Annotated in this window: 14 protein-coding genes; 3 read left to right on the forward strand and 11 right to left on the reverse strand. The window is 71.4% G+C overall.

All coding sequences use genetic code 11. The annotated features are described in order from the left end of the window. Positions 1–83 precede the first annotated feature (83 nt). Positions 84–1448 (reverse strand): replicative DNA helicase, encoded by a 1365-nt coding sequence (dnaB, locus tag TBIS_RS17720; protein ID WP_013133774.1) that lies wholly within the window; start codon positions 1446–1448, stop codon positions 84–86. 286 nt (positions 1449–1734) lie between these two features. Here dnaB and TBIS_RS17725 point away from each other — a divergent pair, with 286 nt between their 5' ends. After that, positions 1735–3096 (forward strand): MATE family efflux transporter, encoded by a 1362-nt coding sequence (locus tag TBIS_RS17725; protein WP_050760730.1) that lies wholly within the window; start codon positions 1735–1737, stop codon positions 3094–3096. 282 nt (positions 3097–3378) lie between these two features. Here TBIS_RS17725 and TBIS_RS17730 read toward each other — a convergent pair whose 3' ends face one another. The 7 genes from TBIS_RS17730 to rpsF all read right to left on the reverse strand — a co-directional run bounded on the left by TBIS_RS17730 (position 3379) and on the right by rpsF (position 8030). Continuing rightward, the gene (locus tag TBIS_RS17730) at positions 3379–4122 is read right to left on the reverse strand and encodes an amino acid ABC transporter ATP-binding protein (RefSeq protein WP_013133776.1); all 744 of its coding nucleotides are present in this window, start codon (positions 4120–4122) and stop codon (positions 3379–3381) included. Then, positions 4119–4991: an amino acid ABC transporter permease gene (locus TBIS_RS17735; protein WP_013133777.1), complete on the reverse strand. Its 873-nt coding sequence runs from the start codon at positions 4989–4991 to the stop codon at positions 4119–4121. The genes TBIS_RS17730 and TBIS_RS17735 overlap by 4 nt, the downstream gene beginning before the upstream one ends. Beyond that, entirely contained in the window at positions 4988–5860 is an 873-nt protein-coding gene (locus TBIS_RS17740) for an ABC transporter substrate-binding protein (protein ID WP_013133778.1), read from the reverse strand. Before TBIS_RS17740 ends, TBIS_RS17735 begins: the two co-directional genes overlap by 4 nt. 401 nt (positions 5861–6261) lie before the next feature. Next, positions 6262–6708: a 50S ribosomal protein L9 gene (gene rplI, locus TBIS_RS17745; protein WP_013133779.1), complete on the reverse strand. Its 447-nt coding sequence runs from the start codon at positions 6706–6708 to the stop codon at positions 6262–6264. An 18-nt stretch (positions 6709–6726) separates the two neighbouring features. Next, positions 6727–6963 carry a 30S ribosomal protein S18 gene (gene rpsR / locus TBIS_RS17750; RefSeq protein ID WP_013133780.1) on the reverse strand — a complete coding sequence of 79 codons (237 nt, stop codon included), beginning with the start codon at positions 6961–6963 and terminating at the stop codon, positions 6727–6729. Positions 6964–7146: 183 nt separating this feature from the next. Further along, on the reverse strand, positions 7147–7662 hold the full coding sequence (locus TBIS_RS17755) for a single-stranded DNA-binding protein (protein WP_013133781.1): 516 nt from the start codon (positions 7660–7662) through the stop codon (positions 7147–7149). Positions 7663–7739: 77 nt separating this feature from the next. Continuing rightward, a complete protein-coding gene (gene rpsF / locus TBIS_RS17760) occupies positions 7740–8030 on the reverse strand; it encodes a 30S ribosomal protein S6 (RefSeq protein WP_013133782.1) in 291 nt (96 codons plus the stop codon). A gap of 194 nt (positions 8031–8224) precedes the next feature. Between rpsF and TBIS_RS17765 the strand changes: the two genes are divergently transcribed. Both TBIS_RS17765 and TBIS_RS17770 read left to right on the forward strand, forming a co-directional pair. Then, the gene (locus TBIS_RS17765) at positions 8225–8533 is read left to right on the forward strand and encodes a hypothetical protein (RefSeq protein WP_013133783.1); all 309 of its coding nucleotides are present in this window, start codon (positions 8225–8227) and stop codon (positions 8531–8533) included. 128 nt (positions 8534–8661) lie between these two features. Further along, positions 8662–9462 carry a deoxyribonuclease IV gene (locus tag TBIS_RS17770; protein ID WP_013133784.1) on the forward strand — a complete coding sequence of 267 codons (801 nt, stop codon included), beginning with the start codon at positions 8662–8664 and terminating at the stop codon, positions 9460–9462. Positions 9463–9472: 10 nt separating this feature from the next. Here TBIS_RS17770 and TBIS_RS17775 read toward each other — a convergent pair whose 3' ends face one another. The 3 genes from TBIS_RS17775 to TBIS_RS17785 all read right to left on the reverse strand — a co-directional run bounded on the left by TBIS_RS17775 (position 9473) and on the right by TBIS_RS17785 (position 14932). Beyond that, complete coding sequence (locus TBIS_RS17775; RefSeq protein WP_050760586.1) at positions 9473–10690, reverse strand: glycosyltransferase family 87 protein; 1218 nt, start codon at positions 10688–10690, stop codon at positions 9473–9475. A 94-nt stretch (positions 10691–10784) separates the two neighbouring features. Further along, positions 10785–12128, reverse strand: a complete 1344-nt coding sequence (locus tag TBIS_RS17780; RefSeq protein WP_013133786.1) for a glycosyltransferase family 87 protein — start codon at positions 12126–12128, stop codon at positions 10785–10787. A 200-nt stretch (positions 12129–12328) separates the two neighbouring features. Further along, entirely contained in the window at positions 12329–14932 is a 2604-nt protein-coding gene (locus TBIS_RS17785) for a transglycosylase domain-containing protein (RefSeq protein ID WP_013133787.1), read from the reverse strand. Positions 14933–15047 lie beyond the last annotated feature (115 nt).

The following is a 15047-nucleotide window of genomic DNA, read 5'->3' on the forward strand; positions in this document are numbered from 1 at the left end:
CTCACCGGCGGCGGGCGCGGTGACCTCCCCGGCCGGTACGGCGGGCCCGAGGACGGCGCGCCGACCTGGCGAGACCCGGCGCGCTAGTGCGCCATGTCGACGAAGCGGCTGTAGTGCCCCTGGAAGGCGACGGTGACGGTGGCGGTCGGGCCGTTGCGGTGCTTGGCGACGATCAGGTCGGCCTCCCCGGCCCGCGGCGACTCCGGCTCGTAGGCGTCCTCCCGGTGGAGCAGGATCACCACGTCCGCGTCCTGCTCGATCGACCCCGACTCCCGCAGGTCGGAGATCTGCGGGCGCTTGTCCTGGCGCTGCTCCGGACCCCGGTTGAGCTGGGAGATCGCGACGACGGGGACCTCGAGCTCCTTGGCGAGGAGCTTGAGCGCCCGGGAGATCTCCGAGACCTCCTGCTGGCGGCTCTCGTGCTTCTTGTTCGAGCTCATCAGCTGGAGGTAGTCGACGATCACGAACCTGAGGTCGTGCCGCTGCTTGAGCCGACGGCACTTGGCCCGGATCTCCATCATCGACATGTTCGGGGAGTCGTCGATGAAGAGCGGGGCGTTGGCGACCTCGCCCATCCGGCGGGCCATGCGGGTCCAGTCCTCGTCGCTCATCATCCCGGAGCGCATGGTGTGGAGCGGCACCCGGGCCTCGGCGGAGAGCAGCCGCATGGTGATCTCGTTGCGGGACATCTCCAGCGAGAAGATCACCGTGGTGAGGCCGTGCTTGATCGCCGCGGACCGGGCGAAGTCCAGCCCCAGCGTGGACTTGCCGATGGCGGGGCGCGCCGCGATGACGATCATCTGCCCGGGGTGGAGCCCGTTGGTGAGGGCGTCGAGGTCCTGGAACCCGGTCGGAACCCCGACGAGCTGGCCGTTGCGGCTGCTGATGGCCTCGATCTCGTCCAGGGCGCCGGGCATGATCTCGGAGAGCGGGAGGTAGTCCTCGCTGGTGCGGCGCTCGGTGACCTTGAACAGCTCGGCCTGGGCCCGGTCGACGAGGTCGTCGACGTCCTCGCCGGTCCCGCCGTACCCGTAGGAGACGATCCGGGTGCCGGCCTCGATCAGCCGCCGGAGGATGGCCTGCTCTTTGACGATCTTCGCGTAGTACCCGGCGTTGGCGGCGGTGGGCACGGTGGCGGTGAGGGTGTGCAGGTAGGCGCCGCCGCCGACCCGGGCGACCTCGCCGCGCTTCTGCAGCTCATCGAAGACCGTGACCGAGTCGGCCGGTTCGCCCCGGCCGTAGAGGTCGATGATCACGTCGTAGATGATCTGGTGGGCGGGCCGGTAGAAGTCCTCCGAGCGGAGCACCTCGATCACGTCGGCGATGGCGTCCTTGGAGAGGAGCATGCCGCCGAGCACCGACTGCTCGGCCTCGATGTTGTGCGGCGGCGTCCGCTCAAAGATCGAGTTCGATCCCCCGGGTCCTGCCGGAAAATCGAGAACGCTCACTCGGCACCCCCTTGCCCAGCAGCACCACCGACCTCAATTCGGAGCGCAAGTTTCGTCTCACACCTCGGTCAGGGCAACTCGATCTGTCGACAGTGCTGTGGATAACGTGTGCAGACGCCGGCCACGACGTGTGGGAAGCCTGGGGACGACCCTGTGGAAAACGCCGGCCTCCACCCCCAGAAGCCCTGCTGAGCTGGGAAAGTTCTGTCCACGTGCTGTGGAACAAATAAAGTTCTCCTCAGCGCCCATGCCGGCCGGGCAGGGCGACGTGAAACAGAAGGGGGCCATGTCACACACGACCGAGACCGGCCGGCGCGACCGTTCGAGCCGAGTCAGCGACCGGGAGATCCTCCGGCTGGCCGTACCCGCCTTCGGCGCCCTGGTCGCCGAGCCGCTCTTCCTGCTCACCGACTCCGTCATCGTCGGCCACCTCCCCGATCCGGCGCTCGGCGCGCTCGGGCTGGCCGGCACGGTGCTCGCCGCGCTGGTCGGCCTCTGCGTCTTCCTCGCGTACGGCACCACCGCGGCCGTGGCGAGGCAGCTCGGCAGCGGGAACCTCGCGCAGGCGATGCGCCGGGGCATCGACGGCCTATGGCTGGCGGCCGTGATCGGCGTCACCATCAGCGCCGTATGCTGGCCGTTGGCGCCATCAATCGTACATGTGTTCGGAGCCGAGGGCACGCTCGCCACGCTGGCCGTCACCTATCTCCGGGTCAGCCTGTTCGGCGTGCCCGCCATGCTGCTGGTGCTCGCCGGCACCGGGGTGCTGCGCGGGCTGCAGGACACCCGCACCCCGCTGGTCATCTCGGTGAGCGCGTTCACGCTCAACGCCCTGCTCAACGCGTGGTTCGTCCTCGGGCTCGGCTGGGGCATCGCCGGGTCGGCCGCGGGCACCGTCATCGCCCAGGTCCTCTCGGCCGCCGTCTACCTCGTCCTGGTGGTCCGCGCCGCCCGGCGGCACGGAACCTCGCTCCGCCCCGACCCCGCGGGGCTGCGCTCCGCGGGCGGCGCCGGCTTCGCCCTGTTCATCCGCACGGTCAGCCTGCAGGCCACGCTGCTCATCACCGCCTCGCTCGCCACGCGGATGGGCGACGCGCAGATCGAGGCGCACACCATCGCGGCGCGGATCTGGACCTTCCTCGCGTTCGCCCACGACTCGATCGCCATCGCCGGGCAGGCGATCATCGGCCGCACGCTCGGCGCCGGTGACACCGCGGCCACCCGCGCCGCCACCACCCGCATGGTGACCTGGGGCATCGGCTGCGGCGTGGTCTTCGGGATCGCCATCGTGCTGCTCCGGCCGGTCATCCCCGGGATCTTCGACGCCGACCAGGCCGTCGCCGCCGAGCTCGCCTCGGTGCTCTGGCTGGTCGCGCTCTTCCAGCCGATCGCGGGCGTGGTCTTCGTGCTCGACGGGGTGCTGATCGGCGCCGGCGACCAGCGCTATCTCGCCTGGGCCCAGCTCGCCGCCACGCTCGCCTTCCTCCCGTTCGCCCTGCTCGCCGGGAGCCTCTTCGCCCTGTGGATCGCCTTCGGCGTGTGGATGGCGGCGCGGGCGCTCACCCTCGGCACCCGGGCGTACGGCACGGCCTGGATGGTAACCGGGGCCGGCACCCCCGCGACGGCCGACCGCGGGTCCGGCGCGTGACCTCCGGCTCCGCGCCGGCTGAGGCGGGCCACCGCGCCATCACCGGCCCGTGCCCGGTGACCTCCGGTGCCGCACCGGCGGAGGCTTCGCGGACCGGGGCGGCACGGCACGGCCGTCGGCCGCGCCGCTCGCCGCCGGGGCGCGGCGCGGTGTTCCTCCCCCGCCCCGGCGGCCGGCGCGAGCGCTCCCGCACGGCCGGCCACGATGCCGCGCGGCCTGACCGGCCGGCGCGATGGGCGGAATCGGGTCGGGCTCCGGTCGCGGCCGGGTCCCCGCCGCGGGCTACAGGCGCCCGGCGTCGACCACCCGCCGGAGGAAGTCCCGGGTGCGGGGGTGCTCCGGCGCGGTGAACATCCGGTCCGGGGAGCCGCGCTCCAGCAGCACCCCGCCGTCGAGGAAGCAGACGGTGTCGGCGATCTCCCGGGCGAAGCCCATCTCATGGGTGGCGATGATCATCGTCATCCCGCTCTCCTTCAGCTCCCGGACGAGGCCGAGCACCTCGGTGACGAGGACGGGGTCGAGCGCGGAGGTGACCTCGTCGAGCAGGAGCAGCCGCGGCTTGGTGGCGATCGCCCGGATGATGGCCACCCGCTGCTGCTGCCCGCCGGAGAGCCGGTCCGGGTACTCGTGCGCCTTGTCCGCGAGCCCGAACCGCGCGAGCAGCTCTCGCGCCTGGTCCTCGGCCTCCCGGCGGGGCACGCCGTGCACCTTCCGCGGGGCCAGCGTGATGTTGGCGAGCACGGTGAGGTGCGGGAAGAGGTTGTACGCCTGGAAGACCATGCCGATCCGGCGGCGTACCGCGTCCGCGTCGACCCGCGGATCGGTGATCTCCTCCCCGTCCAGGTAGATCGCGCCGTCGTCCACGGTCTCGAGCAGGTTGATGCAGCGCAGCAGCGTCGACTTGCCCGAGCCCGACGCGCCGATCAGGCAGACCACCTCGTGCGGGGCGACCTCCAGGTCGATCCCGCGCAGCACGCTGTGGTCCCGGTAGCGCTTCCAGACCCCCTCGATCCGCAGCACGCTCATACCCGGCCGCCTCCCATCTGGCGCCGCGCCGCGCGCTCGGCGAGGTGGTCGGTGAACCGGGCCATGGGCACGGTGAGCACGATGAACAGCAGCGCGGACGCGAGATAGGGCGTGTAGTTGAACATCGACGCGGTGTGGATCTGGGCCTGCCGCAGCGCCTCCAGCGGTCCGAGCACGGCGACGAGCGCGCTGTCCTTCTGCAGGGAGGCGAAGTCGTTGAGGAGCGGGGGGATCACCCGGCGGATCGCCTGCGGCAGCACCACGTGGCGCATGGTCTGCCCGTGGGTGAGCCCGAGCGAGCGCGCGGCCGCCCGCTGGCTCGGGTGGATCGACTCGATGCCCGAGCGGAACACCTCCGCGACGTACGCGCCGTAGGAGAGCACGAGCGCGATGATCCCGAGGGTGACCGGGTCGGTCGGTGCGCCCTGGAGCTGCAGCGCGGGGATGCCGAAGCCCACCAGGTAGACGAGCAGGATCGTCGGGATGCCGCGGAAGATGTCGGTGTACAGCACGGCCACGGCGCGCAACGGGAAGAACACCGGCGAGCGCAGCGACCGCACCAGCGCCACGGCGAGCCCGAGCACGAGGATGAGCGGCTCGGCGATGAGGAAGATCTTGATGTTGAGCAGGAAGCCCCGGAGCACGTCCGGGAAGGCCGCGGCGAAGGCGGCGGGGCTGAAGAACGTCTCCTGGACGCGGGGCCAGCCGGGCGACGCCGTGACGGCCCACACCACGATGATCCCGGCCAGGAGCGTGGAAGCGGTCGCGACGGAGGCCGACCGGCGGGCCTGGCGGCGCCGTTCGGCCTCCCTGCGGAGCTGCCGCTCGCTCTTCACCCACGAGCCGGCGTCGGCCGCCCCCTCGGTCACTTCAGCTCCGGCGCGCCGGCGGCCCCGGTCAGCCAGCGCTGCTCGATGGCGGCGAGCTCACCCGAGGCCTTGAGCTCGCTGAGCGCCTGGTCGACGCAGGGGACGAGCGGGCTGCCCTTCTCGAACAGCAGGCCGAACTCCTCGGGCGCGTCCGAGCTCGACGCGAACTGGCCGACGATCTTCGACCCCTCCACCTGGGCGGCGGTGACGTAGAACGCGGTGGGCAGGTCGACGACGATCACGTCGATCTGCTTGTTCTTCAGCGCGTTGATCGCGTCGATCTGCTGGTTGAACACGCTCGGCTCGGTGTTCGGCTGGATCACCTGCTGGACGGCCTGGAGCGCCGTGGTGCCGGCCTGCACGCCGAACTTGGCGTCCTTGAGGTCGGCGAGGCTGGTCGCCGCGGCGAACTTCGACCCCTCCAGCGCCACCACGGCCTGCTTGACCGTGTAGTAGCCCTGGCTGAAGTCGACCGCCTTCTTCCGCTCCTCGGTGATCGAGATCTGGTTGATGTCGAAGTCGAACTGCTTGGGTCCCGGGGCGAAGGACGAGTCGAACGGCACCACGGTCCAGGTGACCTCGTCCTTGGTGAAGCCGAGCCGCTCGGCGACCGCGTAGGCGACCGCGCTCTCGAACCCCTCACCGTTGGTGGGGTCGTCCTTCTTGAACCACGGCTCGTAGGCGGGCTTGTCGGTGCCGATGGTGAGCTTGCCCGGGTTCTTCACGGGGAGCGCCTCTTTGGCGCAGTTCAGGGAGGCGGTGGCGGAAACGGTGCCTGTGGGGTTCGCGGCCGGGCTTTCCGCCGGGGCGCACGCGGAGGCCGCCAGCGCGAGAGCTCCGAACGCCAGCAGCAAGGGGGGACGGCGCATCACAGCCTCCATCAGGTGAAGCAGTACGAATTTCAAAGAAACAGTGGGAGGATAGCAGCGGTATCCGAATTTATCGGTACAGCGTGGGGGGAATTATCCCAGGCCCCAGCCGCTCGGCCGGCGAGCGAGACAGGCGGCCGGGCGGGCCGCTCCCGCCGCTCCTGCGCGCCCTCGCGTCCCTCGGCGCATCGGGCGCAACGATGCCGATCGGCGTGCTGGTGAGCCGCCGCCACTTCCCGCGCCGCCCGGCTCCTTCCCCCCGCCCACGCGGCCCGCCGCCCGCTCGCCGCCTCCCCTCCGGCCGGCGCGGTACGGACCGTCGCGAACCGGCCCGCGGACACCGAAAGGGCCCCTCCCCGTGGCGGGGAAGGGCCCTCTCAGATGGCCGTCGGGAACGGGCCTCAGGCGGCCACGACCTCGATGTCGAGGCTGGCCGAGACCTCCGGGTGCAGCCGGACGGTGACCCGGTGGGTGCCGAGGCTCTTGATCGGATTCTCGATCATGATGCGGCGCCGGTCGAGCTCGGGACCGCCGGCGGCCTTCACGGCCTCGGCGATGTCACCGGTGGTGACCGAACCGAACAGGCGGCCGGACTCACCCGCACGGGTCCTCAGCTGCACCTTGAGCGAGCCGAGCTGCTGGGCGATCTCCTCGGCGGCCTCCCGGTCGCGGATGGAGCGCAGCTCCCGGGCCCGCTTGATCGCGTCGATCTGGGACTGGGCGCCCTTGCTCCAGCGGATCGCCAGCCCACGGGGCAGCAGGTAGTTGCGGCCGTAACCGTCCTTGACCTCCACCACGTCACCGGGCGCGCCAAGGCCGGAGACCTCAGAGGTGAGAATGAGCTTCATGTCCTGAGTCCTCCTCCCTTAGCGCGAGGTGCTGGTGTACGGCAGCAGGGCCATCTCGCGGGCGTTCTTGATCGCGGTGGCCACGTCACGCTGGTGCTGGGTGCAGTTCCCCGTCACCCGGCGGGCACGGATCTTGCCGCGGTCGGAGATGAACTTGCGCAGCAGCGCGGTGTCCTTGTAGTCGACGTACGAGATCTTCTCGTGACAGAAGAGGCAAACCTTCTTCTTCGGTTTGCGCACTGCCGTCTTCGCCATCGTGGTGCTCCCTTTCAGAGCCCCGCGTACCGCGGGAATGGTCGATCGGTTGAGTGATGCGGAGGATGACCGAAGCGTCGATCACGCGCGTCCCCGGCCCGCCGGACTCGCCCGCCGCCCGAGCACCGGCCGGCGCTCACGCCGGCACGGCCCGGTGCACCCCGGCGGGACGACCGGACCGGGTCAGAACGGGGGCTCGTCGCTGAAGTCGCCGCCGAATCCGCCGTCCTGCGCGCCACCGCCGCCGCCGTACCCATAGCCCGGCGGCGGAGCCGGCGTCGCGGTCGCCCACGGGTCGGCCGCGGGGCCGCTCCCGAAGCCGCCGCTCTGCCGGGTGGTCTTGTTCACCTTGGCGGTGGCGTTGCGCAGCGAGGGGCCGACGTCATCGACCTCGACCTCGTAGACCGTCCGCCTCTCACCTTCCTTGGTCTCATACGACCGCTGACGCAGCCGCCCCTGCACGATCACCCGCATGCCGCGCTGCAGGCTCTCGGCGACGTTCTCCGCCGTCTGCCGCCACACGTTGCAGGTGAGGAACAGAGCCTCGCCGTCCTTCCACTCGTTGGTCTGCCGGTCGAGGTACCGCGGAGTGGACGCGACGCGGAACCGCGCCACGGCCTGCCCCGTGGGGGTGAAGCGCAGCTCCGGGTCGTCGACGAGGTTGCCGACGATGGTTATCTGGGTATCGCCTGCTGCCATCGGTCGCTTCGCCTTTCCTATCCCGTCGGGCCCCGTTCAGCGCCAGAGTACGGCGCTCGCCCGACAATCGCGGCGGGTCAGTGGAGGTCGGGACGGATGACCTTGGTGCGGAGCACGTTCTCGTTGAGGTTGAGCTGACGGTCCAGCTCCCGAACGGTCTCCGGCTTGCAGGTCAGGTCGATGACGGCGTAGATGCCCTCCGACCGCTTGGCGATGTCGTAGGCCAGCTTGCGCCGCCCCCAGACGTCCACCTTCTCCACGGTGCCGCCGTCGTTGCGGACGATGCTGAGGAACTGGTCGAGCGACGGCTCGACGGTGCGCTCATCGAGGGACGGGTCGAGGATGACCATCATCTCGTAACGGCGCATGAGAGATCCGAAACCTCCTTCGGACTTTCGCGGTCACGACACCCTGCCGTGACAGGAGGATCCCTGCGACTGGGGCCGGACTGCTCCCGCCACGGCCCACGTCAGACGCATTCGGTTAACCCTATCAGCACTGTGACGATCGCGTGGACCGGGAAAGGAGAGGGGGTAGGCAGCGGACAAAGGGGGGGATGACGATGCGGCTCGATCCACGGCCGGTGAAGGAGGAACCGCGGTCCCGGCTCGCCGTCAGCCGGCGGCCCCTGCAGAACGCCCTGGCCGGCGTGGTGTTCGTCATCGGCGTCACCGCGTTCGTCCTCGGGTTCATCGTCAGCGCTCACGTGATCGCCTCGGCCCTGGGCGCGATCGGGTTCTTCGCCGGGCTCTTCGCGCAGTACATTTCATCGACGACCGCCCAGCGCACGTTCATCGTCGCCGGCACGGTGGCGGCGTTCGTCGGGGCCGCTCTCGGGATCGCGCACGGCGGCTTCGATCCGAACGTCTGAGGTGGGCGCGGACGGGGTGCGCCGGCCCGCTCCAGCGTGGCACGGCGGCCGCCGGCGGCGCGGTGTGGCCGCCGGGACCCCGCCGGCCACGCCGGGCGGCGCGATGGGAGACGACGGAAGGAGCGGGCATGGACGACGGCCGCGACCGGCTGCGGATCGGAGCCCACGTCGACCAGGATGACCCCCTCGCCCACGCGGCGGAGCTCGACGCCGACGTCGTGCAGTTCTTCCTCGGGGATCCGCAGGGCTGGAAGGGGCCGGTGCTGCCCGCCACGGCCGGCGCGCTGCGGGAGTCCGGCGTCGACGTCTACATCCACGCCCCGTATGTGATCAACGTGGCGTCGGCGAACAACCGGATCCGGATCCCCAGCCGCAAGCTCCTCGAACGCCACCTGGAGGCCGCCGCGGCGCTGGGCGCCAAGGGGCTGGTCGTCCACGGCGGGCATGTGACCGCCGGCGACGACCCGCAGACCGGGTTCGACAACTGGCGCAAGGTCTTCGAGCGCATCGCCTGCCCGATCCCGATCCTGATCGAGAACACCGCGGGCGGCGGCAACGCGATGGCGCGGACGCTCGACCGCATCGCCCGGCTCTGGGACGCGGTGACCGCGGGCGCCCCGGACCCGTCCGTGGTGGGGTTCTGCCTCGACACCTGCCACTTCCACGCGGGCGGTGAGGAGCTGTCCGGCCTCGTCGACCGGGTGAAGGCGATCACCGGCCGGATCGACCTGGTGCACTGCAACGACTCCCGGGACGCCTTCGGCTCGGGCGCCGATCGCCACGCGAACATCGGCGAGGGGCGGATCGACCCCGAGGCCCTGGTCGAGGTCTGCCGCGCGGCCGGCGCCCCGATCGTGGTGGAGACGCCGCCGGCCGGTCAGCGCGACGACATCGCCTTCCTCCGCAAGCGCCTGCTCGCCGCGTCGTGACGGCCCGGGGTCAGGTGCCGATCTCCACGCGCTCCCCCTCGGCCGCGGCGGACGGGGAGGTGCTCCGCCAGAGCCGGGCGCACGACACCACCGCGGCGGCGAGGAGCACGAGGTTCCGGGCGGTGAGGACGAGCGTGCCGGGGAGGGTGCCGGTCCAGCTGTAGTCCTGCTCGAGCCACGGGTACATGATCCCGGTCAGCAGGCCGGCGAGCAGGACGAGCCACGCGGCCGGCCGCTGGCTCGATTCGCCGCGCGGCACCGCGAGGACCACGGCGGCGAGCCCGAGCAGCCAGACCAGGTACTGCGGGGAGAGCACCCTGCTGGTGAGCACGAGCAGCAGCACGACGGTGAACGCGGCGTCGTAGTAGGTCACGGCGGTGGGCCTGGCGCCCACCCACCAGGTGGCGATGAACGTGAGCGCCAGGCAGGTCGAGGCGACGCTCACCGTCGTCGCCGTCTCGATCCCGGGCCCGACCAGCTCCATCGCCCCGTACTGGTAGGTCGTGTAGCCGGGCCACCAGCCGAGCGCCCGGGCGAGGGCGAACGGCGTCGCGGCGAGCGACTCGACCTGCAGCCCGCGCTCCTGCTGGGCGGTGAGCCAGTCGAAGGCGTTCGGCATGAGCAGGGCGGCCGCGCCGCAGACCGCGGCGGTCACGGCGACCGCCGGCCCGGCCGTACGGAGCAGCTCCCATCGGTCGCGCAGCCCGGCGAGCAGGGCGACCGGCCACACCTTGATGGCGAGGCCCACCCCGATGAGCGCGCCGCGCACCGCCGGGCGGGCCGAGACGGTGAGCGCGGCCACGGCGACCAGGGTCACCATGAGGTCGTACCGGGAGATGAGCAGCGGCCCGAGCAGCGCGGCGCCGATCGTCCACGCCCACGTCCCGGTACGGGGACCGCCCTCGAACCGGCGGATGAGCAGCACGATGCCGAGGTCGCAGAGCACCGCGATCAGGTAGAAGCCGGTCCGGTAGTCCACGAAGGGGACGAGGTGCGGGGCGACCAGGGGCAGCGCCGCGAGCGGCGGGTACTGCCACTTCTCGTCGCCGGCCGGGAACTCACCGCCGAGCAGGACCTGCGACCAGCCCTGGTACAGCGTGACGTCGTTCTCGAACGCCCCCTCGTGGCCGACGGGGATCACCTGGAGCGCCGCCAGGAAGAGCGCCGCCCGGGTGAGCACCCAGACGACGCCCAGCCAGGGGAGCCTGCGTCGGACGGTAGCGGCCATGGTTTTGATCATCACAGAGGTCGCCTCACACGCTACCCGCCGCCGCGCGCCGGCCCGGCGAATCCCCTGAATCTCGAGGAAACTTTCACGCGGCTCAGGTCGTCTCCGCGGGCTGCGCGGCGGCGCGCGGGCGGATGCGGAGCGCGAACCGGTCGGGCGCCCGGTCGAACACCCCGCCCGAGCGGTCGTCCACCCCGCCCGTCCGGGTCACGTCGTCCTCGGGCCGGAGGATGTCCCGGACCACCAGCACCATCAGCATGATCACCGTGAGGGCGCGCGCCCAGAGCGCGAGGAAGTACGGCCCGTCGCCGATGCCGAGGTACGCCTCGGGCCCGCCGACCTGGGTGACCAGGTAGCGCCAGATCGCGAAGAAGTACCAGCACTCGGCGAGCTGCCAGATCAGCAGCGGCAGCGGCCTCGGCCGCGCCAGCACGGCGATCGGCACCAGCCAGAGCACGAACTGCGGCGACCATACCTTGTTGGTGATCATGAATGCGGCGAGCGCCAGGAAGCAGACCTGGGCGAGGCGCGGCCGGCGCGGCGCGGCGAGGGTGAGCACGGCCACGCCGAGCAGCAGCACGGCGACCGCGGCCATGGCCATGCCGTTCAGCAGCTCAGGGTCGCCGAGGAAGGCGAGCCACTCCGGCCGGTCGACGCGCTGGAAGAAGAACCACACGCTGCCCCAGTCCGCGCCGCGCTCCCGGCTGAACTCGTAGAACCGCTTCCAGCCGTCGAAGTTGGCGAGCATGACGGGCACGTTCACCGCGAGCCACGTCACCGCGGCGGCCCCGGCGGTCTGCAGGAACGGCCGCCACCTGCCGGTGCGCAGGGTGAGCAGGAAGAGCGCGCCGAAGAACATCAGCGGGTAGAACTTGGTGGCCACGGCGAGCGCGAGCAGCACCCCGGCGAGGTACTGCCGCCGCCTGGCCCAGGCGAGCAGGCCGCCGAGCGCGAGGGCCCCGGCCGCGAGGTCCCAGTTGATGAAGGCGCAGAGGATGACGGCGGGGCCGATGGCGTACCACAGCGCGTCGTGCCACCGGTCCCGGCCGGCGAGGGCGCCGAGCAGCAGCACGCCGGCGACGAGGGCGATCCCCATGAGGACCACGGTGATGTCGTAGAACCTCACCCCGTCGCCGCCGGCGAGGCGCCGGGCGAACTCCATGATCGCGCCGATGCCGACCGGGTACTCGACCGGGTGGTCGAGGTAGGGGATCTTCCCTTCGTTGAGGCGCTCGGCCCAGAACAGCGGATAGATGTCCGTGTAGCAGTAGTGGGTGAACTGGCCGACGCCCGCGTTCCACACCCCGCCGAAGCGGCACGGCCACTTCCACAGGTAGGCGAGCACGGCGCCGAGCCCGGCGATCAGGCCGAGCGGGAGGTACGGCCCGGCCTTCTCGATCTTGGATAACGGGCCTGGGTGCAGGGACCGAGTCGTCATGGACGGTATTGCACCATTGACGGCCCTTCTCCGGCATCCGTCACGGCGTTCCGGCCCGGCGGGCGGCGCCGGGTCCGCCCGTCCGGCGCGGGGATCGCCCGCCCCGGGAGAGGCGCCGGGGGCTCACCGGCGCAACTCCCGCCGAGCGAGATCGCCCGCCCCGGGAGCGGGCCCTCCCGGGGCGGGCGCGAGCCGTACGATCAGCCGACCGTGGTGCGCCTGACGCCTCCGGTCGGCGCGGAGGCGGGCGGCCCGAGCCCCAGCGGGATCTGCTGGCTGCCGTCGCCGCCGTTCGGCCCGCCGCCGATGTCGAGCTCGTGCCGGCCGGGGTCCTCGACGGGGCCGCAGCCCGGCTCGCCGGGCTGGCACTCCTGCTCATCGTCCCCCTGGACGATGTCCGGGAAGTCCTCGTACGGGAACTCCTCCGTCGGAGTGGGCTTCGGCGTCGGGGTGGGGCTCGGCACGATGTTCTGCGGGGTGCCGATCCCCGCCTTCGGCGGGAACTGCTTCACCGGCTGGCCGGCGAGCGCCTCCATCATGAACGTGCGCCAGATCGTGGTCGGTGGACCGGCGCCTTCGAACCCGAGGGAGACCTCGCGCGCCACCGAGCCCTTCGGGCAGGACCCGGCGAACTTGGGCTGCACGATCTTCCCGCTCTTCGTCCGGCACTGCTCCCGGTACATGCCGACGGCGACGGAGAGCTGCGGCGTGAAGCCGACGAACCAGGCCTCCTTCTCGTCGTTGTTGGTACCGGTCTTGCCGGCCGCCGGGCGGCCGATGCCCTTGCCGGCCGCCGTACCCTCGGTGAGCACCTTCTCCAGGGCGGCGACCGCGTCGGCGGCGGCCTCCGGCGAGATGACCTGCTTGACCTCCTTCTTCTCCTTGAGGACGACCGTGGAGCCCTGCCGTACCTCCCGGATCACGTGGTAGTCGACGTGCTTGCCCTCGTTGGCGAAGATCGAGTAACCCGCGGCCTGCTCGACCGGCGTGACCAGGGCGCTGCCGATGGAGAACTGGTACTTGTGCTCCTTGATGTCGTCCTCCATCCGCTTCGGGTCGAGGCCCGCCTCGATGGCGATGTCCTTCACCGCCTTGAGCTGGCCGATCGTGCCGGCGTCGGCGTCGAGCTTGTAGGCCATCGACGCGAAGGCGGTGTTGACCGAGTCCGCCGTGGCGTGGATGACGTCGATCGCCGCGGGCACCTTGTGGCTGTTGCCGATGGGCAGCGTGCCCGGCAGCGGGTCGGGGACGGTCTTGTCACCCGGCACCCAGCTGTTGAGGCTGTACCCGGCCTCGAGCCAGGCGGCGAGCACGTACGGCTTGAACGCGGACGCCGCCTGCTTCTTGGAGTCGAACGGCTCGTTCCACGGGTCCTTGATGTAGTCCTCGCCCCCGTAGAAGGCGAGCACGCGGCCGTTGGTCGGGTCGACCGCGGCGAGGCCGGCGTGGAACTCCTTCGACATCGTGCGGGTGGTGGCGAGCACGGCCTTCCGGGCGATCTGCATGAGCCGCTTGTCGAAGGTCGTGTAGATCTTGTAGCCGCCGGTCTCGATCTGCTCCCGGCTGATGCCGCGCTTGGCGAGCTCCTTGATCGCCTCGGTGAGCATGTACCCGCGCAGCCCGCCGAACTGCTCGGAGACCACCTGCGGCCGGGGCTTGGGGAACTTCGCCGTGGCCGTGATGTTCGGGTACTTGGGCTTGCCGTTCTCGTCGGTCATCTCGGCCATGCCCTTGATCACGTACTCGAACCGCTCCCGGGTGGGGGCGAAGTTGTTGTTGGCCTCGTACCGGTCGAAGTTGCCCGGCTGCTGGATCCGGCCGGCGAGGTAGGCGCCCTGGGCGACGGTGAGGTCCTTGGCCGAGACCTTGAAGAACTCGCGGGCCGCCGCCTCGATGCCGTACGTGTTACGGCCGAAGGGGACGGTGTTGAGGTAGTACTCGAGGACCTTGTCCTTCGACCACTCCTTGTCGAGCTTGATCGCGATGAAGATCTCGCGGATCTTCCGCTTGATCGTCTGTTCCTTGGACAGGGCGTTGAAGTAGTTGCGCGCCATCTGCTGGGTGATGGTGGAACCGCCCTGCACCTGCTGGCCCGTCACCGTCATCCAGACGGAGCGCAGGATCGCGGTGAAGTCGATGCCCGAGTCCTCGTAGAAGCTGCGGTTCTCCGCGGCGATCACCGCGTCGCGGACGTGCTGGGGGACCTGCTCGAGCTTGATCGCGATGCGTTTCGTGCCGAGCCGGGCGATCGGGGTGCCGTCCCGGTAGTAGAAGACGCTCCCCTGGGCGGTCGCGCTCTCCTGGGCGTCCTTCTCGGAGGGGAGCGGGGTGTTCATGTAGGCGACCACGATCATGCCGAACATGCCGGCCGCCACGATGGTGAGCCCGGCCACCACGAGCTTCCAGCTCGGCAGGAAGCGCTTCCACCCCGACCGCCGGGGCTTGCCGTCGTCGGCGAAATCCCGCGGATCACGGGGGCCGCGCCCACCGGGACCCTGCGGCCCGCGAGGGCCCGCCGGTCCTCCGGGGGCGCCCCTGCCTTCCCTGGTCACGCCCTCGGCCGGCTGCCGCCTGCGGCGCCGGGGGCCGGTGGCGAGCACCTCGGTCTCCTCGGCCTCCCGCCGCCGGCGGTAGCCCCCGGTCGGCATGCCCATGACCTGCGTGCGCTCCTGACCGGATGCGGCGGCCCGGCCCGGCGCGGCGCCGTACCGGGTCTCCCGGCCTAAGGGCTCGGCGGGACGGCGCGGGGCGGGCCCCGCGGGGCGGTACGGCGGGCCGTCCGGGGCGGGCGGCACCGGGCTCATCGCCGCCGTGTCCTCGAACGCGGCCTCTCTACGGCGTGCCTGGGCGCTGGGCGGGGCTCCGGAGGCCGGGCCCCACCCCGGCCGGCCGCCTCCGGCGGGCACACGGCCTGTGGGG

It is taken from the genome of Thermobispora bispora DSM 43833 (assembly GCF_000092645.1).
GTDB classification, from domain to species: domain Bacteria; phylum Actinomycetota; class Actinomycetes; order Streptosporangiales; family Streptosporangiaceae; genus Thermobispora; species Thermobispora bispora.